Source organism: Luteibacter rhizovicinus DSM 16549 (assembly GCF_001887595.1).
In the GTDB taxonomy this organism is placed as follows: domain Bacteria; phylum Pseudomonadota; class Gammaproteobacteria; order Xanthomonadales; family Rhodanobacteraceae; genus Luteibacter; species Luteibacter rhizovicinus.
Genome location: NZ_CP017480.1, coordinates 313,192 through 337,511 on the forward strand (window position 1 = coordinate 313,192; position 24,320 = coordinate 337,511).

Genomic DNA, 24,320 nt, shown 5'->3' on the forward strand with positions numbered 1-24,320 from the left:
GTGCTCGCGATAACCTGCCCGCTGGCGCGGGATCGCCGATAAATCGGCTCCTACACCGTTCACGTCTCCCCGGTATGATCCCGCAGGATCAACACGGAGAGAGACCTATGTCGCGTCGTTTACTCGTTCTCGCGATCGCCGGTGCCATTGCGCTGCCAGCCTTCGCCGCCACCGACGAGCGCACCGCGCTCACCCTCTACCGCGCCGAAAGCGATCAGCTTTTCGCCACCAACGGCGAGGCGGTGTCGGGCGACGGATACGCGGTGGTCCACGAACGTCGCCACTTCGATCTGAAGGGCGGTGCACAGGACCTCTCGATCGACGGCCTTCCCTCTGCCCTGGACAGCGAAGCGCTGTCGCTGCGCTTCCCCGGCCAGGGCACGCGCGTCGTCTCCCAGCGCCTCCTGCTCGGCCAGGGCTTCGACGGCGCCGTCGCCGGATTGGTCGGTCATAACGTGACCGCCATCGGTAGCACCGGCCAGCCGATCGCCAGCGGCACCCTGGTCCGTGGTGGCGACACCCTGGTGATTCGCGAAGCCAGTGGCCAGGCGAGCCTGATCAAGAACTACGCCGCGCTTCGCGCCGCCGACGCCACCGACTTTGCCCGCGGTTCCACGCTGCAGGTGCGGGTCGCCGGCGGCAGCGCAGGGAGCACGACCGCCCAGCTCGACTACCCGACCTCCGGTCTCGGCTGGCGCGGCGCCTACGTGGCGACCATTGCGCCGGGAGCTACGTGCAAAATGAGCTTCGACGCCTCCGCCAGCATCGCCAACCGAAGCGGCCGGGACTGGAAGGATGTCTCCCTGAAGCTGGTCGCCGGCGACGCGCAGCGCGCCAAGACGCCACCGCAGCCCAAGGTCTTCATGGCCCGCGCCGCGCCGGCGGCGATGGCGATGGACGCCGCTTCCATGGAGCCGCGCCAGGCCACCCTGGGTGACCTACGTACGTACACCCTGCCCGCCGCGGTGGACCTGCCCGATGGCAGCGTGACGCAGACGCCGCTCTACGAGAGCCGCACGCTCGATTGCGAGCGCGAAGCCCTCTACGACACCAATATGCGTTACTACGGTAACGCGCCGAGCCTGCAGCGCGACATCGGCATGCCGCCGTCGACCCAGATCGTCTCGAACCTGCGCTTCAAGGCCTTCGATGCGCTGCCTTCGGGCTATGTGCGCGTCCTCACCACCGATCGTGACGGCAACGCGGAACTACTCGGCGAGGGCCGTCTCGACGACACCCCGAAGAACAAGGACGCGACGATTGCCCTCGGCAACGCCTTCGACCTCACCGCGACGCGCGAGCAGACCTCGTTCAGCGCGGACGCGGCCTCGCATCGCATGGACGAAGGTACCCGCCTGACCCTGAGCAATGCAGGCGATACGAAGCGCACGATCACGGTACGTGAGCATCCGAGCCGCTGGCGCGCCTGGACGGTCACGTCCTCGTCGGTGAAGCCCACGAAGTCGACGCCCGATCTGCTCGAGTTCCAGGTGGAGGTACCGGCCAACGGCTCGGTCCATCTCGATTACGCCCTGCGCTATACGTGGGCAGACGCGGACCTGCCACACCAGTAAAGTCGAGCCGGACCGCAGTGCGGCATGCCCTTGCCGCGCTGCGCGGTCATAATCGCCCCACATCACCGACGGACACGCGCCCATGCTCGACATCCTTCCGCACGACGGCGGCATCCATGAAATCCGCATGGCACGCGCGCCGGTCAACGCGTTCGACATCCACCTCGTGCGCGCGCTACGCGAAGCGATCGTCGAAGCGCCGTCCAACGGCGCACGCGGCATCGTTCTTTCCGGTGCCCAGGGCATGTTTTCGGCGGGTGTGGACGTACCGGCGCTGATCCAGCGCGATCGTGCCGGCGTGCAGGAATTCTGGAACGAGTTCTTTGCCCTCTGCGGTGCGATCGCCGCGTCGAGCGTCCCCACGGTCGCCGCTGTTACCGGTCACAGCCCCGCCGGCGGCGCCGTTGTGTCGCTGTTCTGCGACTACCGGATCATGGCGCACGGCCCTTACAAAATCGGCCTCAACGAGGTACAGGTCGGCCTGTCGGTGCCGGAGCCGATCCAGTTCGCCATGCGCCGCATCGTCGGCAATTACCGCGCGGAACGCCTTCTCGTGGCGGGCGCCATGGTCGACGCCGAGCAGGCCCACGCCATTGGCCTGGTCGACGAACTGGCGACCGTCGAACAGGTCGTGCAGCGCGCCGTGATCTGGATGACCGATATCCTGAAGCTGCCGCCGAAGGCGATGCTGCGCACGCGAGCGATCGCGCGCGCCGATCTGGTCGCCGTCTGGGGCGATACGACCGACCTGCTCGACCCGGGGTTCATCGATGATTTCTTCGCGGATGAAACGCAGGGTGTGTTGAGGGCGCTGGTTGCGCGGCTGAAGTCCAGGTAAGGATCGCCTTGCGATCCATCGCCGATAAATCGGGTCCTACAGAAAGCCGCGAATACCTGCCACGCCCTGCGCGGCATGCAGCCGCGCCTCCATCCCATCATCCGGCCCTAGCCCACCCAAGGCATACACCGGTAAGGACGCCGCCTCGGCGAGCCGCGCGAAACGCGGCCAGCCGAGCGGCTCCGCGCCGGGGTGGCTGGCGGTGACCTGCACGGGCGACAAGGTCGCGAAATCGCAACCCAGTGCCGCGGCCCGCGCCAGTTCGTCCGCGTTATGACATGACGCGGCGACGACCTGCGACAGCGGCAACGGCCTGGCGTCGAGCTGATGAAGCTGCGACGCCGCCAGATGCACGCCGACGCCCTCGCCAAAAGCACGTGCGCCTTCGATATCGCGATTCAGCAGCAAGGTGGCGCCGAGCGCACGCAGCTCCGGCAGCACCTGCGCGACCATGCCGTGGACCGCTTCCGTCGGCAAGCCGGGCAAGCGCAGCTGGAGCAGCCGCTCGCCGCGCGCCAGCGCGCTTGCCAGCAAGGCCAGGGCATCGTCGACGGACACGTCGGGCGGCGTGATCGGGTAATGCGATGGCAGTCGGGTGGCGGCAAGGATCGGGCGATCGGCCGGGGCGAGCAAGGCGGGGTCGATATCGCGGGGATCGGCCCAGCGAATCTCAGCCGCATCCAGCGCTTTCGCCTCGCCGGTCCAAGCGCGGACCAGGATCGCTTCCAGCAGCATCGCGCGGTCGCCGTAGGTCCACGGAATGCGCACGAGTGCCTCGAATGAGAGCGGATCGACTGCGATCCCCAGCTCCTCATCCAACTCGCGCTCCAGCGCCATCGGCGGCGTTTCACCGGGTTCGAGCTTGCCGCCGGGGAACTCCCACATGCCCGCCAGGTGCTTGCCTGGCGGCCGCTGCGCGATGAGGATCCGTCCGGCGCCGTCGACGAGGACGCCGGCAACGACATGCATCAGACGTTCCGGACGTATTCGACCATGTCGAACGCGTGGGCGTGATCCTTGTCGGCTTTGTGATGCACGCGCGAGACCTCGGCCCATTCCTTGAAATCGATGCCCGGGAAAAACACGTCGGCACCGTCGACCGCGGCATAGACCCAGGTCAGGTACAGCGTACGCGCGTACGGCAACGCCTCGCGGAATACCTCACCGCCGCCGATGACCATCAGGCCCGTGTGGCCACAGCTCGCCTGTGCCTCGGCCACCGAACGCACGGTGATCTGGCCCGGGAACGGGGCCTCGCCCTTGCGCGAAAGCACATAGTTCACCCGGTCCGGGAGCGCCTTGCCGATCGACTCGGCCGTCTTGCGCCCCATCAGTACGGATTTGTCCGTGGTCAGGCGCTTGAAGTGACGCAGGTCTTCGGGGAGGTGCCAGGGCAGGCCTCCCTGCTTGCCGATGGCAAAATTCTCGTCGAGCGCGGCAACCAGGTGAACGGACATGTAGCTTCCTTCGGATGAGAGGTAGAACGGGCGCATACGGCGGCCCTTGCGGACCGCATAGTAGTCCTCCGCGTGTGATGAAGAAACTAACGCCGGCGCTTCCCCGGGCGGTCCACGTCCGCCTGTCCGCCGTCCATCTGTCCGCGGACAGGCGCCTGGGGGCGGGCTTCGCCCTATGGCGCGGCCGAAGCCATGGCACAGCCCTTGCTACCCTGCCCTGAAGGACACACCACAGGGATCGCCAACGATGTTCGGTTACTACGTGCAACTCGGGCTTCGTAGCCTCAGGCGCAACCCAGTGCTCACGCTGTTGATGGTGCTGGTGATCGGGGTGGGCGTCGCCGCCTCGATGACGAGCTATGCGGTATTCCGCGCAACATCGGGCAACCCCATACCTGAAAAATCCTCGCAACTGTTCATAGCGCAGATCGACAACTACGGTCCCGACTCCACCGACAATGGCGAACCGCTGAACTGGTTGACCTGGCGTGATGCGACAGCGCTGGCCGCCGCGCATCGGGCAAAACGCCAGACCCCGCTGTATCCCATCGGGGTCTCCGTCGTCCCCGATCAGCCGAACACGATGGCGTCGCCGGCACGCGGCTATGCCGTCCAGGCCGACATGTTTCCCATGTTCGACGTGCCGTTTATCTACGGTGGCCCCTGGTCGGCCGCCGACGACGCCGGGCAGGCCCGCGTCGTCGTTATCGCCAAGAGCCTCAACGATCGCGTGTTCGGCGGGGTCGACAGCGTCGGTCGCGACATCGATCTCGACGGCCACTCCTTCCGCGTCGTCGGCGTCACCGACTACTGGGATGCGCGGCCGCGCTTCTTCGACCTGGATTCGAAGCACGGGTTCGGCGATCTCGGCGAGATCTACATGCCGTTCGCACGCGCGATCGCCGACGGTCTCGAACCGGCCGGTGGCAATGTGTGCAACCGCCCTTCCAAGCCGGGCTGGGATAACTTCGTCCATTCCGAGTGCCTGTTCGTCACCTTCTGGGCGGAGCTGCCCGATGCGGCCAGCGCCACGGCCTACCGTCAGTTCCTGCACGACTACTCCGCCGAGCAGACACGCAGCGGCCGCTTCTCCTGGCCACCGAACGTGCGGCTGCGCGACGTCATGGAATGGCTCGAGGTTCGCCACGTCGTCCCCGCCGAAGCGCGCATGGGCCTGCTGGTATCCGCGGCCTTCCTCGTCATCTGCCTGGTCAACGTCATCGGCCTGCTCCTGGCGAAATTCATGCGCCGCGCCCCGGAAATCGGCATACGTCGTGCCTTGGGCGCATCGCGCGGCGCCATCTATACGCAGTTCCTGCTCGAGGCCGCTTCGGTAGGACTGGCCGGCGGCGCGCTCGGTGTCATCTTCACCGCGCTGGGAACCCTGTGCATCGGCGCCGTCTTCGATCCCGCCATCGCCGACCTGGTGCACATGAGCCTGCCCCTGCTCGGCCTGACGATCCTGGTTGCCCTGGCGAGCACCCTGGTCGCCGCCTTCTATCCCACCTGGCGCGCCTCACGAGTGCAGCCGGCATGGCAACTCAAAGCCAGCTGATCCGGAGTCCGATATGCCGCCTTTCCGCCCTATCCTCGCCGCGCTGCGCTATCACAAGGCCGGCGCCATCCTCATCGCCTTGCAGGTGGCCTTGACCCTTGCCGTCATCTGCAACGCGATCTTCGTCATCGAGCAACGGCTACAGCGCCTGTCACGCGACACCGGCATCGCCGAAAGCGAGCTGATGGTCGTCAACAACAAGTGGGTCGCACCGGCGGCGGAACTGCCTGCGCGACAGGCAGCCGACGTGGCCATGCTGCGCGCCTTGCCCGGCGTAGCGGATGCCTACGCCACCAACGCGTACCCGCTCATCGGCGGCGCCTGGCAAAGCGGCGTGCGACTGGATCCGACGAGCAAGCACTTCGTCAGCGAAGGTGCGTCGATCTACTTCGTCGACGACCATGCACTGAACACCCTAGGTGTAAAGATCGCCGAAGGGCGGAATTTCCGCTCCGACGAAATCGGCACCCTTGTGCCCAACGGCAGCCCCGACGCACCGTCCATCATCATTACGCGTGCGCTGGCCAAGCGAGCCTTCCCCGAAGGCCACGCGCTGGGCAAGGCGTTCTACATCGGCAACAGCGATTCCCGTCCGAGCACGATCATCGGAATCGTCGAGCACGTGCAAACCCCGCAAACCGATAGCGGCGACGACATCTACTGGGAGGATTCGATCTTCGTACCGATGCATCTCACTGGCAGCGGCGCGTTCTTTGTCGTTCGTGCGCAGCCGGGGCAGCTCAACGCGCTCCTGCGCTCCGTGCCGGAGGCCCTCAAGGCGCTCAGCGCGCGTCGCGTCATTCCCCAGCCACACGGCGTCATGCCCTTCAGTCAGGTACGTCAGATCGCCTACCGCAGCGATCGCGGCCTGGCCTGGATGCTCGCCGGCATCTGCGTCACCCTGCTCGTGGTCACCGCCGCCGGGATCGTGGGACTGACCAGCTTCTGGGTGGGTCAACGTCGTCGGCAGATCGGCATTCGTCGTGCGCTGGGCGCCACGCGTCGCGACATTCTCGTGTACTTCCTCACCGAGAACGGACTCATCAGCATGGCGGGCGCACTCGCCGGTGTCGTCCTGGCCTTCGGTCTCAACGCCTGGATGATGCGCGCCTTCGAGACGTCACGGCTTTCGCTGCTCTATGTCGGCGCGGGGGCGGTGATCCTGCTGCTGCTCGGGCAGCTGGCCGTGCTGTCGCCGGCACGGCGGGCGTCACGCGTGCCGCCGGTCGAGGCGACGCGGACGATCTGAGCGCCGACCCAACCCAGGGGACATCGTCCCTCCGGGGCAGGCAGCGGACTTCAGACCGCCACAGGTGCCTTGATCGCCGGATACGGGTCGTAATCCACGATGGCGACATCCTCGAAGCGGAAATCGAAGATCGACGTCACCTCCGGGTTGAGCGACAGGCGCGGCAGCGGACGCGGCTCACGCAACAGCTGCTTGTCGGCCTGCTCGATGTGGTTCGAATACAGGTGCGCATCGCCCAGCGTGTGCACGAAGTCGCCCACTTCCAGCCCGGTCACCTGGGCGATCATGTGCGTGAGCAAGGCATAGCTGGCGATGTTGAACGGTATCCCGAGGAAGATGTCGCCCGAGCGCTGGTACAGCTGGCAGGACAGCTTGCCGCTGGCCACATAGAACTGGAACATCGTGTGGCACGGCATCAATGCCATCTTCGGCAGTTCGCCCACGTTCCATGCGGAAACGATAAGCCGACGCGAATCCGGATTGCGCTTGATCTCGTCCACCACCCAGGCGATCTGGTCGACTACCTTGCCGTCCGCTGTCGGCCACGCACGCCACTGGCGTCCGTAGACCGGGCCGAGGTCACCGTTGGCGTCGGCCCATTCGTCCCAGATGCTGACTCCGTTCTCCTTCAGGTAGGCGACATTCGTGTCGCCCTGGAGAAACCAGATCAGCTCATGGACGATCGACCGCAGGTGCAGCTTCTTGGTCGTGACCAGCGGAAAACCCTTGGCCAGGTCGTAGCGCATCTGCCAGCCGAAGACGCTGCGCGTACCCGTGCCGGTACGGTCCGATTTCTCGGTGCCGTGGTCGCGCACATGGCGCAGGAGTTCGAGATAGGGCTGCATGGCTCGGGACGATATCAGGTCGCGGTCGCGGCGGTGGCCGCGACGGGAGCGACAGGCGCGTACGGTGCACGGCGCGACATCACCAGCCAGAGGATGCCGAGCGCGATCAGCGGCAACGAGAGGATCTGCCCCATGGTGACCCAGCCAAAGGCCAGATACCCCAGCTGGGCATCGGGTACGCGGACGAATTCGATGATGAAGCGGAAGCTGCCGTACATCAGGGCGAACAGGCCCGACACGGCGTAGCGCCGGCGCGGCTTCAGCGTAAACAGCCAGAGCACGGTGAACATCACCACGCCCTCGAGCGCGAACTCGTAGAGCGGATTGGGATGGCGCGGCAAGGCATCGGGCGCATGCGGGAAGATCATGCCGATGGCCAGGTCGGTGGGCTTGCCCCACAACTCGCCATTGATGAAGTTGCCCAGGCGGCCCAGGCCGAGGCCCAGGGGCACCAGCGGGGCGACGAAATCGATGGTGTCGAAGAACTTGACGTGGTTGCGCCGCGACCACCAGATACCGGCCACGACCACGCCGAGCAGGCCACCGTGGAAGGACATGCCGCCGTCCCAGATGCGGAAGATGGCGAGGGGGTCGGTCCATATCCAGGAAATGGCCGTGTAGAACAGCATGTAGCCGACCCGGCCGCCCAGCACCACGCCCATCATGCAATAGAACATGAGGTCGCCGAAGCGGTCTGCGCTGACAGGCAAACGCCCCTGCCGGCGGCGATACTCGCCGAGCGCCCATCCGCCGAGGAAGCCGCCGAGGTACATGAGCCCGTACCAATGGACCTGAAGAGGTCCGAGGGACAGCGCGACGGGATCGATATTGACGACGAACGGAGTTGCCATGGAAGGCCCAGATAGAACGCAGGCGGCAAGTGTAGCGCCCCCTCCGGCCGAGGGGGCCGCCTTGTCGGCGGCCTCGGAATCGGCTATATCCGCCAGGGGCGCTGTCCGGGGAGGGCAGCGTGTAAGGGAAGTACACCAAAGCAAGGGGAGTCGAACATGAAGTACCGCTTCGTGCGGCCGCTACTGGCCGTGCTGTGTCTCGCCGCGTGCGCCACCGGCGTCGCGGCCGCCGATCTGATCCCGACGGCCGATTTCGCCCGTCGACTGCCCTTGACCATGCCGCGCCTCTCGCCCGACGGCAAACACTTCTCCGTGGTCTACAACGACCCGGACGGCAAGACGCATTCGATCGCGATCTATTCGGTCGATGACCCGACCAAGCCGGGGAGCCTGATCCGCATGCCTCCGTACGAATTGCCGGCGAACATCGTCTGGGCGAGCGCCACACGCCTGGTCGTCGCGCGCGGCAAGCAGGACGGCTCGATCGGCAACACGTCGTACACCGGCGAGATCATGGCGATCGACATCAATGGCAAGAATCCCGACTACCTTTACGGCTACGAGGCCGTCGGCAAGCGCTCGGGCACCCGCCAGACCGACTCCGGCTGGGGCGAGATCGAAGGCACGCCCGTGCAGAGCAACGGCCACTTCTACATGCGCGCCACGTCATGGTCGGACAAGAATCGAAGCACTCTCTTCGACGTCGACGCGACCACCAGCACACGTAAGGAGATGGCCAACATCGGCATCGGCGACATGAGCTTCATGGTCTCGCCCGAGGGCGTGGCCAAGTTCTCCTACGGCACGGACGACAACTTCAAGTACGTGGTGTTCCACCGCGAAGGCAGCGGCTGGGTCAAGGTGCCCGAGAACGGCGAACTGCAGCGGTTCGTGCCTGTCGCCTCCGTCGCGGGAAGCAACCGCATATATGCCCGCTACAGCCCCGGCGGCATGGGTGGCGAGTTTGTCGAGCAGGACGAGGATGGCGGCAACCGCCGCGTGATCAGCAAGGACGATTTCAGTACCGTCACGTCTGCCGGCTTGTGGACACCGGTGCCCCTGCGTCCCTTCGGCACGTATGCCACCAGCGGCGTCCCCAAGGTCACCTACGTCGACCCGAAGGAATCGATCGCCAAGTTGCACATGGCACTGTCGCTGAAATTCCCGGGGAACTTCGTCAACTTCATCGACTTCAGCGAGGACGGCAGCCAGCTGATGTTCGGCCTGGCCAGCGACCGCGATCCGGGACGCTACATGCTGATCGACACCAAGACGTACAAGGTGAGCAGCCTGTTCGCCGTGGCCCCCTGGATCGACCCGGCAAAGATGGCCGAGCGCCGTCCGCTGCGTTTCAAGGCCAGCGACGGTACGGAACTCGAGGCCATCCTGACCTTTCCCAAGGGCAAGTCCGAAGGCAACCTGCCGATGGTGCTCGTCCCCCATGGCGGCCCGATCGGCATCAAGGACGACTGGTTCTACGATGACGACGCCCAGTTCCTGGCCAACCGTGGTTACCTGGTGCTGCAGGTCAACTACCGCGGTTCCGGTGGCCGTGGCAATGGATTCGAGGAACAGGGCTATCTCAAGTGGGGCACCCGCATCCAGCAGGACCTGATCGACGGCGTGAAATGGGCGATCGCCGAAAACTATGCCGACCCCAAGCGCATCTGCGTGTACGGGGCCAGCTTCGGCGGCTACTCCGCGATGATGACCACCATCCGTGACCCGGGTCTGTTCAAGTGCGCGGTCGGCTACGCGGGCATCTACGACCTGGACATGATGTACAACAAGGGCGACATCAAGACGACGAAGTCCGGCCGCAGCTACCTCACCTCGGTGATCGGCCGCGACGAGGCCGACCTGGCCGCGAACTCGCCCGTGCACCTGGCCGACAAGATCACCGTGCCCGTGCTGCTGGTCCACGGTGAAGACGACGAACGCGCCCCGTTTGCCCAGTTCAAGGCCATGCGCGCGGCGATGGATGCGGCCCACAAGCCCTACGACGTCCTGACCAAGTCCGGCGAAAAGCACGGTTTCGTCAAGCCGGAGAACGTCGAGGAGTTCTATAACAAGCTGCAGGCGTTCCTCGACAAGAACATCGGCGGCGGCGAGGCCAGCACCGCGTCGAACTGAGCCGGAGCCCCAACCGGCGGTCGTCCATGACTTCCGCCGGTTGCCCCCGTCACGCCGCACGCGTTATCTTCGTGTGATCGTCGAGCCCGGGTGGGGTATGGCGGGGCTTGGGAGGCTTCAGGGTATGTACGTCAGTTCCGGGCACAAGCGCCTCGTCGCAGGGCGACGCGTAGCGCTTGCCGTAGCGCTCGGAGCCTGCGTGCCTTATGTCGGCGCCTCCGCGCAGGAAACCCCTCCGTCGGCGGAGATGCTCGCGCCGGTGAACGTCAGCGTGACCGGTTCGCGCATCCGCGGCACCGATGTCGAAACCGCGCAGCCCGTCTTCACCATGGATCGCCAGGCCATTCGCGATACGGGCCTGACCAGCCTGGCGGACGTGATCGCCCGCATTCCCTCCGCGGCGACGCCCGAAGTCACCCCGCAGGACACGCTCTCGTCCAGCACCGACGCCGGTGGCCGCTACGCCAACCTGCGCAATCTTGGCGCGGTGCGCACCCTCATCCTGGTCAACGGCCGGCGCTGGACCACCAGCCTGAACGGCCTGACCGATCTCTCCACCATTCCCGTGGCGATCGTCGAGCGCATCGAAGTCCTCAAGGATGGCGCCTCGTCGATCTACGGCTCCGATGCCATCGGCGGTGTCGTCAACATCGTCACGACGGATCGCTTCGAAGGCGCGTCCGCCGACGTGCTCTACGGCGTCAACGGCAAAGGCGACGGCACCCAGAAGAACGGCACGTTCACCTGGGGCAAGAGCACCGAGCGCGCCTCGATCATTCTCGGCGCCAGTTACGAAGACGGCGACGAACTGGACGACAGCAAGCGCTCACTGACTCGCACGGCCTACGGTCCGCGTCATCCGGACGATGGTTTCGGCATGGGCCCTTTCGGCGGTGTGGTCGATCCCCGCGCAGCAGGCACGGCCGGTGCAGGCGCGTACGCCGCGGACGGCTCGTGGGCGCCCAACCGTTACGTCGTCAACCATCCGGGTGGCGTGGTCGGTAACACCGCGGACCTCGCCAACTACCACCCTTACGACGTCAACAGCAACGCCGACAAGTATTCGACGCCGCAGGACATGACCTTCCGGGCGAGCAGCAAGCTGCGCAATCTGTTCGCGACGGGTCGTTACAACATTACCGACGACATCGCCCTGCGTGGCATGGCCAACTACGGCGTGCGCGACACGCGCAGCCAGGCGGCGGGCTATCCTCTGGAGAGCGGCTCGGGACGCACCAGCGACCTGGCGATCGATGCGGGCAACGCATACAACCCGTTTCCAGGCTACGACACCGACTTCTTCCGCCGCACCACGGAACTGCCGCGGATCAGCTGGGCGAAGAGCAAGGCCTTCCACGCCGATGCCGGCGCCGAAGGCAGTTTCCTCTGGGGCGACCGCACCTGGAACTGGGACGTTACCTACGGGTATTCCGAGGCACGCGACAGCCGCACCGACAGCGGCAACATAAATCTGGTCAACGCCGCCAAAGCGCTGGGACCGACCTCGGTCGTCAACGGTAACGTCGTCTGCGCCAATGCCGCGGATCGCGCGGCCGGCTGCGTGCCGTGGAACATCCTTGCCGGCCCCGGCGGTACGCCGGAGGCCGTGTGGAACTACGTGCAATCCACGACCACCGCCCGCCAGGTGACGAGGACCAACGACATCGTCGCCAACCTGACCGGCGGCGTGTTCGACCTGCCTGCCGGCACGGTTCGCGTGGCCGGTGGCCTCGAGCATCGTACCGAGAACGGACGCTACGTGCCCGACCCCGCCGACTCCGCCGGCCTGACCACCCAGCTGGCCAGCAATCCGACCAACGGCGGCTACATCGTCAACGAGGCCTACCTCGAACTCGACGTGCCGCTGCTGGCCGACTTGCCCTTCGCGCGGGAACTGGCGGTGAACGCGTCATCGCGCTATTCCCACTACTCGGCCTTCGGCGGCCGGACCAACAACAAGTACAGTTTCCGCTGGAAACCGTTCGACGATCTCCTGTTGCGCGGCACCTACGCCGAAGGCTTCCGCGCACCGACGGTCGCCGATCTCTACGCAGGCTCGAGCGAAAGTTTCGAGAGCTTCCTCGACCCCTGCGACAGCGTCTACGGTGCGGCGGCGTCCGACGCCGGTGTGCGTGGCCGTTGCGGCGCGGCAGGCGTGCCGGCGAACTACCGTCAGATCGACCAGTCGGGGGCGCAGGTCAACTCCGCCACCGGCGGCCAGAATCCCGTGGCATTCCGCACGGGTGCCAATCCCGCGCTCAAACCGGAATCGTCGATCACGCGCACCGCCGGCCTGGTTTACAGCCCCGGCTATCTCGATGGCCTCGACATCACGCTCGACTACTACAAGGTCGACATCCGCGACGTCATCACGCCGATCCTCGCCGGTGACATTCTCAACTTCTGCTACGTACGGAACGATCCGACGTATTGCGGACGCTTTACGCGTGCGGCCGACGGGCATATCACCTCGCTGGACGAAAGCCTGGCCAACCTCGGCACGTTGCGTACCGAAGGCTACGATCTCGGCGCGCACTACCGTTTCCCGGAAACACGCTATGGCGAGTTCACCCTGCTTTCGGATAGCACCTATCTGAAGGACTACACGCAATCGAGCAGCCCCGGTTCACCGCCACGCCAGCTAGCCGGCTACATGAACGGCGTGCAGGGACTATATCGCGTCCGTTCGAACCTCTCCCTCGACTGGTCGTGGCGGCGCTTCGGTGCGACGTGGACCGTGCGCTACTTCGACGGCCTGAAAGATTCGTGCTGGTCGTCCACGGTCGAGTGCAATCGTCCGAATGAGCTCAACGCGATCACCGGCGTCACCGGCGTGAGCCGCAAGGGCTCGGTCGCCTTCCACGATGCGCAGCTGCGCTGGCAGGCACCCTGGAACGGCAACTTCCGTGTCGGCATCAATAACGTGTTCGCACGCAAGGGACCGCTGTACTACAACGTATCCAGCGCCGGCGGCGGCAGCCCGCCGTACAACCCCGCGTTCGACATCGATCGCTATTTCTACGTCGGCTACCAGCAGAAGTTCTGAGCCGACCTTGCGAGGCCACTGTGGGAGCCGCTTCAGCGGCGAACCCTCGCCTTTTCAAAGCTGCGAGTGAGGCCATGCGCTAATCTTCCGCGCACCACATCGGTCGACCGGAACTCGAACGAATGACCTGCGATAACACCACGCTGATTCCGTCCGGCGGAAACGTATTTGCCGATCTCGGGTTTGCCGAGCCGGAAGCCGGCATTTACAAGACGCGATCGGAAGCCATGATCGCTAACGAAAAGATGCTTGCAGAAATTCAAGCATCTGACGCGAGCTGATGCGCTAAGGCACCAGCGCCAACGGCGAAACAATATCCGCCCCTTCGCTACGAACAGGCGCGCCATTCGTGTTCTGCCCCACCGCGATCAGCCACTGGCCGTGCTGCTTGCGCGCGAGAAACATCATGATGCCGGAACGGGGTGGGATCGCCCGGCCCGCGTCGTCGGTGGCGCCGGTGATCTGCCAGGTGTAATGCACGGAGGCAAGATCCGGCCCCAGAAAACGCACGTTGGTACCGATGACGCGGTTGACCGAGTCGCGGAAGCGCGTACCGAGAATGCGCGTGTGATACGTCTCGAAATCCTTCTGCCCCCGCATCCACTTGCCGTCGACCGTGACGAAGTCCACCTCGCGTTCGGTGAGGACGGTCAGGCCATGACCGTCGTGCCGATTCCACGCATCGATGAAAGCCTGGGGTAGTGCCGTGAGAGCGGCTTCGTCGTTGCCGGACTGGGCCTGGGCCAGCGACGGTCCGAGCAACAGGATGAGCAGGAGCAGGAAGGTCTTCATGCGTCGCACCGGACGGGGATGACTCGTCAAGCGTGCTACGGGAAGAGTCTCCAGACCATTCCCCGAAGGGCGTATGCCTCCCGCGCCCCCAGTGCGTAACGCCAGGGTTACAGCACCAGTGGCCGGTCGGGCAGCTCGTTTTCCCGCGAACGACCGTCGGCCGGGAAATGTCGGGCCAGCAATGCACCGGCGTCGGCGACGCCGATCTGCACGCCTTCGCGAAAACGGCCCTCGGCGAACGCGTCGCGCATATGGACGGTGATGGCGTCCCATTCCGGCTGCGTGACGGCCCGCGCGATGCCGCGGTCCGCGATGATTTCGATGCGATGCTCGGCGAGCAGGACGTACAGCAAGACACCACAGTTGTCGTCGGTGTCCCATACGCGCAGATGAGCGAACAGCATTGCCGCGCGGTCGCGGGCCGTGACGCCGGACGCGACGGCAGAGAACGGCAAGCGCGATTCGATGGCAACACGCAATTCGCCGCGGTGCGTGGCTTCGCCCGCGGATACCGTGCCCGCAATGGCATCGAGGGTGTCCGACCCGAACTGACGCCCCATCTGGAACCAGGCACCGAACAGGTTGGCGACGATCCGTTGCATGTCCATCAATAGCTCCCCGACGCGCCGCCACCACCGAAGCTGCCGCCGCCTCCGCTGAAGCCGCCGCCTCCACCACCACCGCCGAAGCCGCCGCCTCCGAAACCGCCACCACCGCCCCAGCCACCGAAACCACCCCAGCCGCCACCGCCGATGGAGCGGCCGGCACCGCCCGGAATGGCCATGAACAAGGCGCCGGCGACGAGACCGACCACCCCGCCGAAGATCGAGCTCATGATCAGCCAGGCCAGGCCGCCGGTCACGGCTCCGCCGATCGGCATGCGCGCCCACAACGGCGCACGGCCCAGGATGCCGCGAAGAAAGATCACGCCGAAGAGGAGGGGCAGGAACAGATTGCCGCCACCACGCTTGCGCTCATGGCTTTCGTCGGGACTGACCGGCGGCGGCAACGCCTCGCCGTCGACGATCTGGGTGATCGCGGTCAGCGCGTCGCTGATGCCGCCGTAGTAGTCGTTCGTGCGCAGCTTGGGCGCCATGTACTCGCGGATGATGCGCGAGGCGATGGCGTCGGGCAGCGCGCCTTCGAGGCCGTAGCCGGTTTCGATGCGCACCCGGCGATCGTTCTTGGCCACCAGCAGGAGGACGCCGTCGTCGGGCCCCTTGCGACCGATCTTGTTGGCCTCGGCGACCTTGAGCGAGTAACCCTCCAGATCGTCCGGCTGGGTCGTCGGCACCATCAACACGACGACCTGCGCGCCCTTGCGCTTTTCCAGATCGGCCAGCCGCGTATCCAGCTGGCTGACCTGATCGGCGCTGAGCGTGCCCGTGAGGTCGGTGACGTGTCGCTGTAGCGTCGGCACGGCGGCGTCGCCGTCTGCCAGCGCCGCCATGGACGGCACCAACAGGGCGACGGCGAGCCACAGCCGCGCCGCGAACCGCCACATCAGCGGCTGGCCGCGGGAGCCGGTGCGGGGGCCTGGGCCGGGGTGGAACCGAAGTCCACGGTCGGCGCGGTGGAGATGGCCTTCTCGTTCTCGACGCTGAAGTTCGGCTTCACCTTGTAGCCCATGACCTTGGCGGTCAGGTTGTTCGGGAAGGAGCGGATCAGCGTGTTGTAGGACTGGATGGCCGCCACGTAGCGGGTACGCGCCACGGTGATCCGGTTCTCGGTGCCTTCCAGCTGGGCCTGCAGGTCACGGAACGAGCCGTCCGCCTTGAGCTGGGGATAGTTCTCGCTGACCACCATCAGTCGCGACAGCGCGCCGGACAGCTGGCCCTGGGCGGCCTGGAATTTCGCCAGGGCCTCGGGGTCGTTGGCGAGCTCCGGGGTGATCTGGGTCTGGCCGACCTTCGCACGGGCGTTGGTGACTTCGGTCAGCACGCGCTCTTCGTGCTGGGCGTATCCCTTCACCGTGTTGACGAGGTTAGGAACCAGGTCGGCGCGGCGCTGGTACTGGTTCAGTACATCGGACCAGGCGGCCTTGACCGATTCGTCTTCGCGCTGGATGGCGTTGTAGCCGCAGCCGGACAGGAAGCCGGCGAGCAGGACGAGGGCAAAAGCACGGACGAGTGTCTTCATGGCGGCGATTCCTTGGGGTGCGGGGCACAAGTTAACCCAAACCCGGGGAGTTCGCAGGAATTTGCAGGGAAAGCATCGCCGATGAATCGGCTCCTACATGGAGCCGCGTCAGTGGCTGTAGTGGGGAATCAGGATCAGGGCCCAGCTGACGCCGACCATCAACAGGAGGAAAAAGACCGCTGCGGAGCCCATATCCTTGGCCCGTCCGGCCAGCTCATGGAATTCGGGGCTGACCAGATCGACGACGGCTTCGATGGCCGAGTTGAGCAGTTCGGCGGCGAGGACGAGGATCGGGAAGGTGACGAGCACGATCTTTTCGACACCGCCCTGACCCAGCCAGAAGCCGAGGGGCACGAGAATCACGGCAAGATAAACCTCAAGCCGGAACGAGGCCTCGTGCTGGTAGCAGGCTTTCAGGCCCTTCATGGACCACTGGAACGCCGAGAACACCTGCCGCGGCCCGCGCGGAATCGTGGAAGCCATGGGCGGTCAGGTCGCCGAAGTGGACAAAAGGACGGGGTTCAGGACCATGGCTCGGGCGCTGGCGTGACGGTAGGCCCCCTATGATGCCATAGCCCGCCTACGAAGCCGCCGAAACCCCGCTCCGTGGCGTATCGCCGCGCCCCTCTGGCGCTGCAGCACAACCCGGTGGACCATTTGTATTACGCTTGAACGGTTGTGACTTCGTTCAGGTCACGGCGACGGGAGCCAGGGTTCCACAACCCGGCTCGCTGTTTCCAATGCTTCCGGAAAATACATGGCAATCCAGAACCCGCCCGTTTCACAGACCAAGTCTTTCAGCACGGTCTTCCTCATCGAGATGTGGGAGCGCTTCGGCTTCTACGGCATGCAGGTGCTGATGGTCACCTACATGGTGAAGAAGCTCGGCTTTCCCGACGTCGACGCCAACCTGGTCTGGGGCGCTGCCTCTGCCCTGATCTACGCCACACCCGCCATCGGCGGCTGGATCGGCGACAAATTCCTCGGTACGCGCCGCACGATGCTTACCGGCGCCGTGGTCCTCATGGTCGGCTATGCGCTGCTCTGGATCCCGACCAACAGCACCTACTTCCTGTACATCGCGCTGGGCGTGATCATCCTGGGTAACGGCCTGTTCAAACCGAACGCCGGCAACCTGGTGCGCAAGATCTACGAAGGCGACGAGGTCAAGATCGACAGCGCGTTCACCATCTACTACATGGCGGTGAACGTCGGCTCGACCATCTCGATGCTGCTCACCCCGTGGATCCGCGACTACGTCGGCACCCACTACAGCGACGCGCTCGGCTGGCACACCGCCTTCGGCGTCTGCTCCATCGGCCTGATCCTCGGCCTGATCAACTACTTCTTCATGCGCCGCACGCTCGCCCACGTCGGTTCCGAGCCGGACGAGCATCCGCCGAAGGTGAAGAACATCCTCGCCATCATCGGCGCGGGCATCCTGATCATCGCCGCCTCGGCCTACATCCTGCAGAACCAGGGCGTTGCGCAGGCCTGCGTCTACATCGCCGGCGTCGTCATCCTCGGTATCTTCGTGCACCTGATCCGCTCCAGCGCACAAGGCGAGCGCGCCGGCCTGATCGCCGCACTCGTGCTGACCGTGCAGACGATCTTCTTCTTCATCTTCTACCAGCAGATGTCGACCTCGCTGAACCTGTTCGCCCAGCGCAACGTCGACCTGCAGTTCAACCTGTTCGGCTGGAATATCTTCACGTGGATTCCCGAGCAGTTCCAGTCGCTCAACGCGATCTGGATCGTGATCCTCTCGCCGATCCTGGTCTGGCTGTACAACACGCTCGGCAAGCACGGCAAGGACTTCCCGGTCGCCGCCAAGTTCGCCCTGGGCTTCGCGGCCGTCGCCGCCGGCTTCTTCATGTACGGCCTCGGCGCCACCACCGCGATCGCCGGCAAGATCTCGTCCTGGTACATGGTCTGGGGTTACGGCCTTTACTCGCTGGGCGAAGTGCTGGTGAGCGGCCTCGGCCTCGCGATGATCGCCCGCTACGTCCCCGCGCGCATGGGCGGCTTCATGATGGGTGCCTACTACGTCGCCTCGGGTGTGGCCCAATACATGGGTAGTGTCGTCGCCAACTACGCGGCGATCCCGGACAACATCACCGATCCGCTGCAGTCGCTGACCATCTACACGAGCCTGTTCAACAAGCTCGGCATGGTCGGCATCCTGTGCACGGGCATCGCGGTGGGCATGCTGCCGCTCATGAAGAAGCTTTCGCTCAATCATGCGCTGGCCAACGTGCCGCCGTTCCCGCCGGTACACAACGAAGACCTGTAACGCGCCGAAGGGCCGCCCACCCGGCGGCCCTTCCCTTTTGAAGAGACCCCCGTGAGCGACAACCTGCACTCGCCGTCATCCCGCTCCGGTCCCTTCGCACTCGCGCGTACCCTTGCCTGGCTCCGCCTGTGCGCCATTGCCGGGCAGAGCGTGGCGATCCTCTCCTGCGTCACCCTGCTCAACCTCGACGTGCCCTTGCTGCCGCTGATGATCGGCGTCTGCGTGCTGGCCGTGTTCGCGGCGGCAGCGTCGTTCCGTCTCGGCATGCCGTGGAAGGTGAGCGAAGGCGAAGCCATCGTGCACATCGCCGCCGATACGCTGGTGCTGGGCTACCTGCTCTACTTCACCGGTGGCGCCAGTAATCCGTTCGTCACCCTACTGCTCGTACCGATCGCGCTGTCGGCGGCCGCGCTGTCGATCGCCGGCGTGTCGCTGGTGGCGATCCTCACCGGCGTGGCTTACGTCCTGCTCGTGCCTTATCACCTGCCGTTGCCGACACTGGGCAGCAGCAGCCTGGATCTCGACCTCTACGTGGCCGGCATGGGCGTCAACTTCGTCATCATGGCGATCCTGCTCGGCGTGTTCATCAGCAACCTCGCAAAGGCCATCCGCCATCAACAGGGTGAGGTGCAGCGCGTGCGCGAACGTGCCCTGCGCGACGAGGGCATCCTGGCGATCGCGACACAGGCCGCCGGTGCTGCGCACGAACTCAACACCCCGTTGTCGACCATGCGCACCTTGCTGCCCGAGATCCGCCGTGAGCACGTCACCGACAATGCGCTGGGCGACGACCTCGACCTGCTCCAGGGCCAGGTGGAACGATGCCGCACCATCCTTCGCGAAATGGTCGCCTTCGGCCAGGCACAGCTGTCGCAGGTGCCGGAGCGGATCACCCTGGACGAGTTCGTACACGGCTGCATGGAACGCTTCCAGTTGCTGCGCCCCGAAGCCGAGGTGACGCTTGCCGTCGCGGACGATGCGGCACGCCTGCGCCTGCGCTCACCGCCAGGCCTGCGCCACGCGCTGATCAACCTGCTGAACAACGCTGCCGACGCCTCGGCGATGAACGCCAGCGCCGCCGTCTCGCTGGCCATTCGCCGCGACGACCGCTGGCTGGAACTCGTCGTCAGCGACGAGGGCCCCGGTTTCGACGAGTTCGACGAACTCGGCACGCTCGGCCTGTCGCAAAAGGCGACCGGCCTCGGCATCGGCCTTGCGCTGGCCGAAGCGACCGCCGAGCGTCTCGAAGGCGAACTCGCCGCCAGCAATACCGGCCACGGCGCGCAGATGCGCCTGCGCCTGCCTCTTTCGGTTATTGGAGATCCGGCATGAATGAACTCGTCCCACCCGGCGGTCGCCCGCTGCTGATCGTCGATGACGACCCCACGTTCGCACGCGTGCTGGGACGTGCCATGACCTCGCGTGGGTTCGAGGTCATCACTGCGGACAACGCAGACGATGCGCGCGCCCTCACCCGCCGGCACCAGCCTCGCTATTGCGTGCTCGATCTGAAGCTGGGCGACGAGAACGGGCTGCGCCTGATTCCCGAACTGCAGTCGCTGGTGCCGGACATCCGGGTCCTGCTGCTGACCGGGTATGCGTCGATCGCCACCGCGGTGGAAGCGATCAAGCGCGGCGCACACGACTACCTCGCCAAGCCCGTGGATGCCGATGCCGTGGTCCGCGCACTGCTCGACGGCGACTCGGGCCCTGCCGACCCCGACGACCTGGTCGACGCCCCCGACGCACCCCTGCCGCTGCGTCGCCTGGAGTGGGAACACATCCAGCGCGTGCTGACCGAGTGCGAAGGCAATATTTCCGAAACGGCACGCCGTCTCGGCATGCATCGACGCACGCTGCAGCGCAAGCTGAGCAAGCATCCGGTGCGCGAACGTCCGGACGAGCGCTGAGCATGCGCCGCCTCGCTTGCTTCGCTTCACTCCTCCTCGCCGGCCTGGCCTCCTCGGCGCATGCCGACGACATGCACGGCATGGCCATGGGACATGAGGCCCCGCTGGGCTTCGACGCGGCTATCGATGCCGGGGGGCACCTGTGGGTCGTCGACACCGTGGGCGAGCATGTGCGCGCGCGACGCTCCGACGACATGGGCCGCTCGTTCACCGTCTCCACCATCGTCAATCCCACGGGCGAGCCGATCTACGCCGAGGGCGAGAATCGGCCCAAGATCGCCCTGGGCCCGAAGGGCGAGCTCTACGTGACCTGGTCGCAGCCGCGCAAGCTGCCGTGGACCGGCTTCGTACGTTTTTCACGTTCCCTGGATGGCGGTGCGCACTTCGACACACCGACCACCGTGCATGCGGACCGCGCGGAAATCACTCACCGGTTCGATTCGCTCGCCGTCGACGGCAAGGGCAACGTCATCGTCGCCTGGATCGACAAGCGTGACCTCGAGGCCGCGAAAGCAGCCGGCAAGCCGTACCTCGGCGCAGCGACGTATTACAGCTGGTCGACTGACCGCGGCGCGCATTTCGCGCCGGAGCGCAAGATCGTCGACGAAAGCTGCGAGTGCTGCCGCATCGCGCTCGCACGAGCGCCGGATGGCTCGGTGGATGCGTTCTTCCGCACGATCTACGGTGACAACATCCGTGACCACGCCTTCGCCACCCTCCCCGTTGGCAAGACGTCGCCGAAGGTGGAGCGCGCCACGTTCACCCAGTGGCACATCGAAGGCTGTCCGCATCACGGCCCTTCGTTGTCGATCGATGCCAAGGGCACGCGTCACGCCGTGTGGTTCAGCGCCGCCGATGGCAAGGCGACGATCTGGTACGGCCAGCTGATGCCTGGCGCGCCGCCGTCGCATCTGACCACGGTTGCCACGGCCGGAGCTTCCCATGCGGACCTCCTCGCCGACGGCACGCATGTCTGGATCGCGTTCCACCAGATGTCGCCCGAAGGATTGAACCTGATGGTGCGCGAGTCGCGCGACGGCGGCGCCAGCTTCGACGAGCCCCGGCAGGTCGCCCATACCGCGAACGAGTCAGGCTGGCCGAAACTGGTTCTCTGGGATCACCGCGCCTTCGTGGCATGGAATCCGGAAGGACAGTTCCGCCTGGTGCCGACGGAGGCGCTGAAGTGATGAAGCGAATACTCCTTCTGACGGCGTTGAGCATCGCGATGCCCGTGTTCGCCGCAGCGCCGGTGGCCTTCACCCCGGCCGACGTCAAGGCGCTGGTTGCACCACCCGCCAAGGGTGTACGCATGGTCGCGCTATGGGCGCTCGATTGTGCGTATTGCGAGGAGAACCTGTCGGCCCTGGCGACCTGGCAGCGCGAGCATGCCGATGTTGACCTGGTCTTCGTCGCGACGGACTCGATCGGCCAGCGCGATGCACTGAGCGCGCGGTTGAAGGCGGCGGGGCTGGATGGCGTGCCGTCACGAGCCTACGCCGATGCGACACCCGACCGGATCAATTACCTCATCGATCCCCAGTGGGGTGGCGAAACGCCGCGCACACTGGTGATTCGTGCGGATGGGACGCGTAAGGCGTTTAGTGGGGCGTTGAGTAGCGAGCGGATCGCTAGCCTTGTGAAGTGAGGATTTCGCCGAATCGCCGCTGAAGCGGCTCCCACAAGAGCCTTCTGTAGGACCCATCGATCGGCGATGTGGGAGCCGCTTCAGCGGCGATGTGGGAGCCGCTTCAGCGGCGATGTGGGAGCCGCTTCAGCGGCGATCTGCGATCACGCCTCGACCGGCTGCGGATGCGGGAACCTGACACTCGCGACGCGATTCGCACCGGGCAGCGAGCGCAACTCCAACGGCCACTGGAAGCGATCCGACAGCCGCCGTGCAATCGCCAGGTCGAAGCCGTGACGATCCACCGAGGCATGTCGCCGGCTACCCTCCTCAGGCAGGTCGACCGCAGGATTGATGACGCTCACGCTGCCGGGCATGACCGTCACGACGATCACGCCCTGGTCGGTCTGCTGAAGCGCATGCCGGATCAGCTGTCCGCAGAGCACGGCGAAAACCCGCGGCGATGCGTGCAAGGCGAAGCTCGCCGGCTCGTCGAGAATCAGTTCCACCGGGCGTCCGGCGATCAGCTCACGCGCGTATTCGACTTCCTGACGAAGGATCTTGTTGACGACGAAGTCTTCTTCGGCAAGACCCTGGTCGGATTCCCGCGAGAGGATGAGAAAGGCCTCGACCAACGCTTCCAGCTCACGCGTGGAGCGTCGGATTCGCTCCAGCGAACGATGCCCGAAATCGGAAAGGTCCGACTCGTCCGCCAGCATGTCCGATGACATCTTGATCACCGTGAGCGGGCTGCGCAGCTCATGGCTGGCGTCACGAGTGAAGTTGCGCTCGCGCTCGCCATAGCCGTCGATGCGTGACGCCAGACCGTGCAGGCCGCGGATCAGGGATCCGACGTCGCCGTTCGAACGCTTACCGCTTTCCTGATCGAGCTGGGCCATGTCGGGCTTGTCAGGGTCCCAGCCATCGAGCAGGCGCGCGAGTGTCGCGATGGGTACCCACTCACGCGATACGGCCAGCCATGCAAGACCGCCCGACGACAGCATGATCGCGATCGCTGCGCCGATCGGCGCGACATTGTTCGCCGCCATCAGCGAAGCGATGACGACGACCAGGGTCTGCAGAATGAAGACGATCGCGATGCGGGCGCGGAATGACCCGCGCCGACGCTTCGTCCCCTGCGATTTGCTGCCTTCCATCGATTACATCCGGTGCCGCGTTGCCTTCATGCCGTCTGCGACGCGGCGACTTCGGAATCGAGATCGGCAAGCCGATACCCCGCCGAATGAATCGTGTGCAGGAGCGGACGGTCGAACGGCTTGTCGATGACACGGCGCAGGTTGTACAGGTGCGAACGCAGCGTGTCGGAGTCCGGCAAGGTGTCGCCCCAGATTTCGCGCTCGATGTCACGGCGGCTGACCACACGCGGCGATTCGCGCATGAGGATCGCGAGCAGCTTCAGGCCGATCGGCGAGACGGTGAGTTCCTGACCACTGCGGGTCAGACGCAGCGTCGCCGTGTCGAGGGTCATGTCGCCGACATTGAGCACCTCCGACGACACCTGACGACGGTCACGGCGGATCAACGCACGCAGGCGCGCTTCGAGCTCGCGCACTTCGAACGGCTTGACCAGGTAGTCGTCGGCGCCGGCCTCGAGGCCGACCAGCTTGTCTTCGAGGGTGTCCCGTGCCGTAAGCATGAGCACCGGCGTGGACTTCTTGCCGTCCTTGCGCAGCTTGCGACAGACATCCAGGCCGTCCATGCCCGGGAGCATGAGGTCCAGCACGATGACGTCATAGCTGTTGGACACCGCCAGGTGGAGGCCACTCACGCCATCGGCCGCGTAGTCGACCGAGTAGCCCCGACGCTCAAGAAATTCGCCCACCATCTCGGCGATCTGGCGATTGTCCTCGACAAGAAGGATCAGGCCGGCTTGTTCGTCGCGGTTGCTCATCGGGTGTCACTCCTCTGTGATTCACAAATGTGAAGAGTTAACGGCCGGACCAGTGAGAACCGTGTGAAGACCGAAAACAAGCATTCATTCTGCGGACGAGAA

23 protein-coding genes are annotated in these 24,320 nt (G+C 65.4%); 12 read left to right on the forward strand and 11 right to left on the reverse strand.

Annotation, left to right across the window (positions count from 1 at the left end; all coding sequences use genetic code 11):
- The first annotated feature begins 107 nt into the window (after positions 1–107).
- Together BJI69_RS01510 and BJI69_RS01515 are read left to right on the forward strand one after the other, a co-directional pair.
- Positions 108–1,574, forward strand: a complete 1,467-nt coding sequence (locus tag BJI69_RS01510; protein WP_046967271.1) for a DUF4139 domain-containing protein — start codon at positions 108–110, stop codon at positions 1,572–1,574.
- A gap of 82 nt (positions 1,575–1,656) precedes the next feature.
- Positions 1,657–2,412 carry an enoyl-CoA hydratase/isomerase family protein gene (locus BJI69_RS01515; protein ID WP_046967270.1) on the forward strand — a complete coding sequence of 252 codons (756 nt, stop codon included), beginning with the start codon at positions 1,657–1,659 and terminating at the stop codon, positions 2,410–2,412.
- A 36-nt stretch (positions 2,413–2,448) separates the two neighbouring features.
- Here the strand turns inward: BJI69_RS01515 and BJI69_RS01520 are convergent, their stop codons facing one another.
- Positions 2,449–3,381: a Nudix family hydrolase gene (locus BJI69_RS01520; protein ID WP_046967269.1), complete on the reverse strand. Its 933-nt coding sequence runs from the start codon at positions 3,379–3,381 to the stop codon at positions 2,449–2,451.
- Positions 3,381–3,869, reverse strand: coding sequence for a dihydrofolate reductase (locus tag BJI69_RS01525; RefSeq protein ID WP_046967268.1), 489 nt, complete (start codon positions 3,867–3,869; stop codon positions 3,381–3,383). The genes BJI69_RS01520 and BJI69_RS01525 overlap by 1 nt, the downstream gene beginning before the upstream one ends.
- A 247-nt stretch (positions 3,870–4,116) precedes the next feature.
- Here BJI69_RS01525 and BJI69_RS01530 point away from each other — a divergent pair, with 247 nt between their 5' ends.
- Together BJI69_RS01530 and BJI69_RS01535 are read left to right on the forward strand one after the other, a co-directional pair.
- Positions 4,117–5,424 (forward strand): ABC transporter permease, encoded by a 1,308-nt coding sequence (locus BJI69_RS01530; RefSeq protein ID WP_046967267.1) that lies wholly within the window; start codon positions 4,117–4,119, stop codon positions 5,422–5,424.
- A 13-nt stretch (positions 5,425–5,437) separates the two neighbouring features.
- Entirely contained in the window at positions 5,438–6,673 is a 1,236-nt protein-coding gene (locus BJI69_RS01535) for an ABC transporter permease (RefSeq protein ID WP_046981643.1), read from the forward strand.
- A 50-nt stretch (positions 6,674–6,723) separates the two neighbouring features.
- Here BJI69_RS01535 and BJI69_RS01540 read toward each other — a convergent pair whose 3' ends face one another.
- Entirely contained in the window at positions 6,724–7,518 is a 795-nt protein-coding gene (locus BJI69_RS01540) for a thymidylate synthase (RefSeq protein ID WP_046967265.1), read from the reverse strand.
- Positions 7,519–7,532: 14 nt separating this feature from the next.
- The gene (lgt, locus tag BJI69_RS01545; protein WP_046967264.1) at positions 7,533–8,369 is read right to left on the reverse strand and encodes a prolipoprotein diacylglyceryl transferase; all 837 of its coding nucleotides are present in this window, start codon (positions 8,367–8,369) and stop codon (positions 7,533–7,535) included.
- A 156-nt stretch (positions 8,370–8,525) separates the two neighbouring features.
- Between lgt and BJI69_RS01550 the strand changes: the two genes are divergently transcribed.
- From BJI69_RS01550 to BJI69_RS22470, 3 genes are all read left to right on the forward strand, one after another.
- A complete protein-coding gene (locus tag BJI69_RS01550; RefSeq protein WP_046967263.1) occupies positions 8,526–10,502 on the forward strand; it encodes an alpha/beta hydrolase family protein in 1,977 nt (658 codons plus the stop codon).
- 124 nt (positions 10,503–10,626) lie between these two features.
- Entirely contained in the window at positions 10,627–13,548 is a 2,922-nt protein-coding gene (locus BJI69_RS22990; protein WP_071924848.1) for a TonB-dependent receptor domain-containing protein, read from the forward strand.
- 122 nt (positions 13,549–13,670) lie between these two features.
- Positions 13,671–13,829 (forward strand): hypothetical protein, encoded by a 159-nt coding sequence (locus BJI69_RS22470; RefSeq protein ID WP_154670736.1) that lies wholly within the window; start codon positions 13,671–13,673, stop codon positions 13,827–13,829.
- Between the two features lie 4 nt (positions 13,830–13,833).
- On the opposite strand, the gene BJI69_RS01560 is transcribed toward BJI69_RS22470, so the two are convergent.
- The 5 genes from BJI69_RS01560 to BJI69_RS01580 all read right to left on the reverse strand — a co-directional run bounded on the left by BJI69_RS01560 (position 13,834) and on the right by BJI69_RS01580 (position 16,962).
- A complete protein-coding gene (locus tag BJI69_RS01560; RefSeq protein WP_053057426.1) occupies positions 13,834–14,340 on the reverse strand; it encodes an SgcJ/EcaC family oxidoreductase in 507 nt (168 codons plus the stop codon).
- A gap of 107 nt (positions 14,341–14,447) precedes the next feature.
- Positions 14,448–14,948 carry a TPM domain-containing protein gene (locus BJI69_RS01565; protein ID WP_071924849.1) on the reverse strand — a complete coding sequence of 167 codons (501 nt, stop codon included), beginning with the start codon at positions 14,946–14,948 and terminating at the stop codon, positions 14,448–14,450.
- Entirely contained in the window at positions 14,948–15,844 is an 897-nt protein-coding gene (locus BJI69_RS01570; protein WP_071924850.1) for a TPM domain-containing protein, read from the reverse strand. The genes BJI69_RS01565 and BJI69_RS01570 overlap by 1 nt, the downstream gene beginning before the upstream one ends.
- Entirely contained in the window at positions 15,844–16,479 is a 636-nt protein-coding gene (locus BJI69_RS01575; protein WP_046981540.1) for a LemA family protein, read from the reverse strand. The genes BJI69_RS01570 and BJI69_RS01575 overlap by 1 nt, the downstream gene beginning before the upstream one ends.
- Before the next feature lie 108 nt (positions 16,480–16,587).
- The gene (locus BJI69_RS01580) at positions 16,588–16,962 is read right to left on the reverse strand and encodes a diacylglycerol kinase (RefSeq protein ID WP_046969594.1); all 375 of its coding nucleotides are present in this window, start codon (positions 16,960–16,962) and stop codon (positions 16,588–16,590) included.
- Between the two features lie 274 nt (positions 16,963–17,236).
- Here BJI69_RS01580 and BJI69_RS01585 point away from each other — a divergent pair, with 274 nt between their 5' ends.
- Genes BJI69_RS01585 through BJI69_RS01605 form a run of 5 tightly spaced genes read left to right on the forward strand, consistent with a single transcriptional unit; the run spans position 17,237 to position 22,327 of the window.
- Positions 17,237–18,772, forward strand: a complete 1,536-nt coding sequence (locus tag BJI69_RS01585) for a peptide MFS transporter (RefSeq protein WP_046969595.1) — start codon at positions 17,237–17,239, stop codon at positions 18,770–18,772.
- A 51-nt stretch (positions 18,773–18,823) separates the two neighbouring features.
- A complete protein-coding gene (locus BJI69_RS01590; protein ID WP_244465348.1) occupies positions 18,824–20,104 on the forward strand; it encodes an ATP-binding protein in 1,281 nt (426 codons plus the stop codon).
- Positions 20,101–20,682 carry a response regulator transcription factor gene (locus BJI69_RS01595; RefSeq protein WP_046969596.1) on the forward strand — a complete coding sequence of 194 codons (582 nt, stop codon included), beginning with the start codon at positions 20,101–20,103 and terminating at the stop codon, positions 20,680–20,682. The genes BJI69_RS01590 and BJI69_RS01595 overlap by 4 nt, the downstream gene beginning before the upstream one ends.
- Positions 20,683–20,684: 2 nt before the next feature.
- A complete protein-coding gene (locus tag BJI69_RS01600) occupies positions 20,685–21,869 on the forward strand; it encodes a sialidase family protein (protein ID WP_052767394.1) in 1,185 nt (394 codons plus the stop codon).
- A complete protein-coding gene (locus tag BJI69_RS01605; RefSeq protein WP_046969597.1) occupies positions 21,869–22,327 on the forward strand; it encodes a TlpA family protein disulfide reductase in 459 nt (152 codons plus the stop codon). The genes BJI69_RS01600 and BJI69_RS01605 overlap by 1 nt, the downstream gene beginning before the upstream one ends.
- A 143-nt stretch (positions 22,328–22,470) precedes the next feature.
- On the opposite strand, the gene BJI69_RS01610 is transcribed toward BJI69_RS01605, so the two are convergent.
- On the reverse strand, positions 22,471–23,463 hold the full coding sequence (locus BJI69_RS01610) for a sensor histidine kinase (protein ID WP_046969598.1): 993 nt from the start codon (positions 23,461–23,463) through the stop codon (positions 22,471–22,473).
- Positions 23,464–23,489: 26 nt separating this feature from the next.
- Positions 23,490–24,218 (reverse strand): response regulator transcription factor, encoded by a 729-nt coding sequence (locus tag BJI69_RS01615; RefSeq protein WP_046969599.1) that lies wholly within the window; start codon positions 24,216–24,218, stop codon positions 23,490–23,492.
- Positions 24,219–24,320 lie beyond the last annotated feature (102 nt).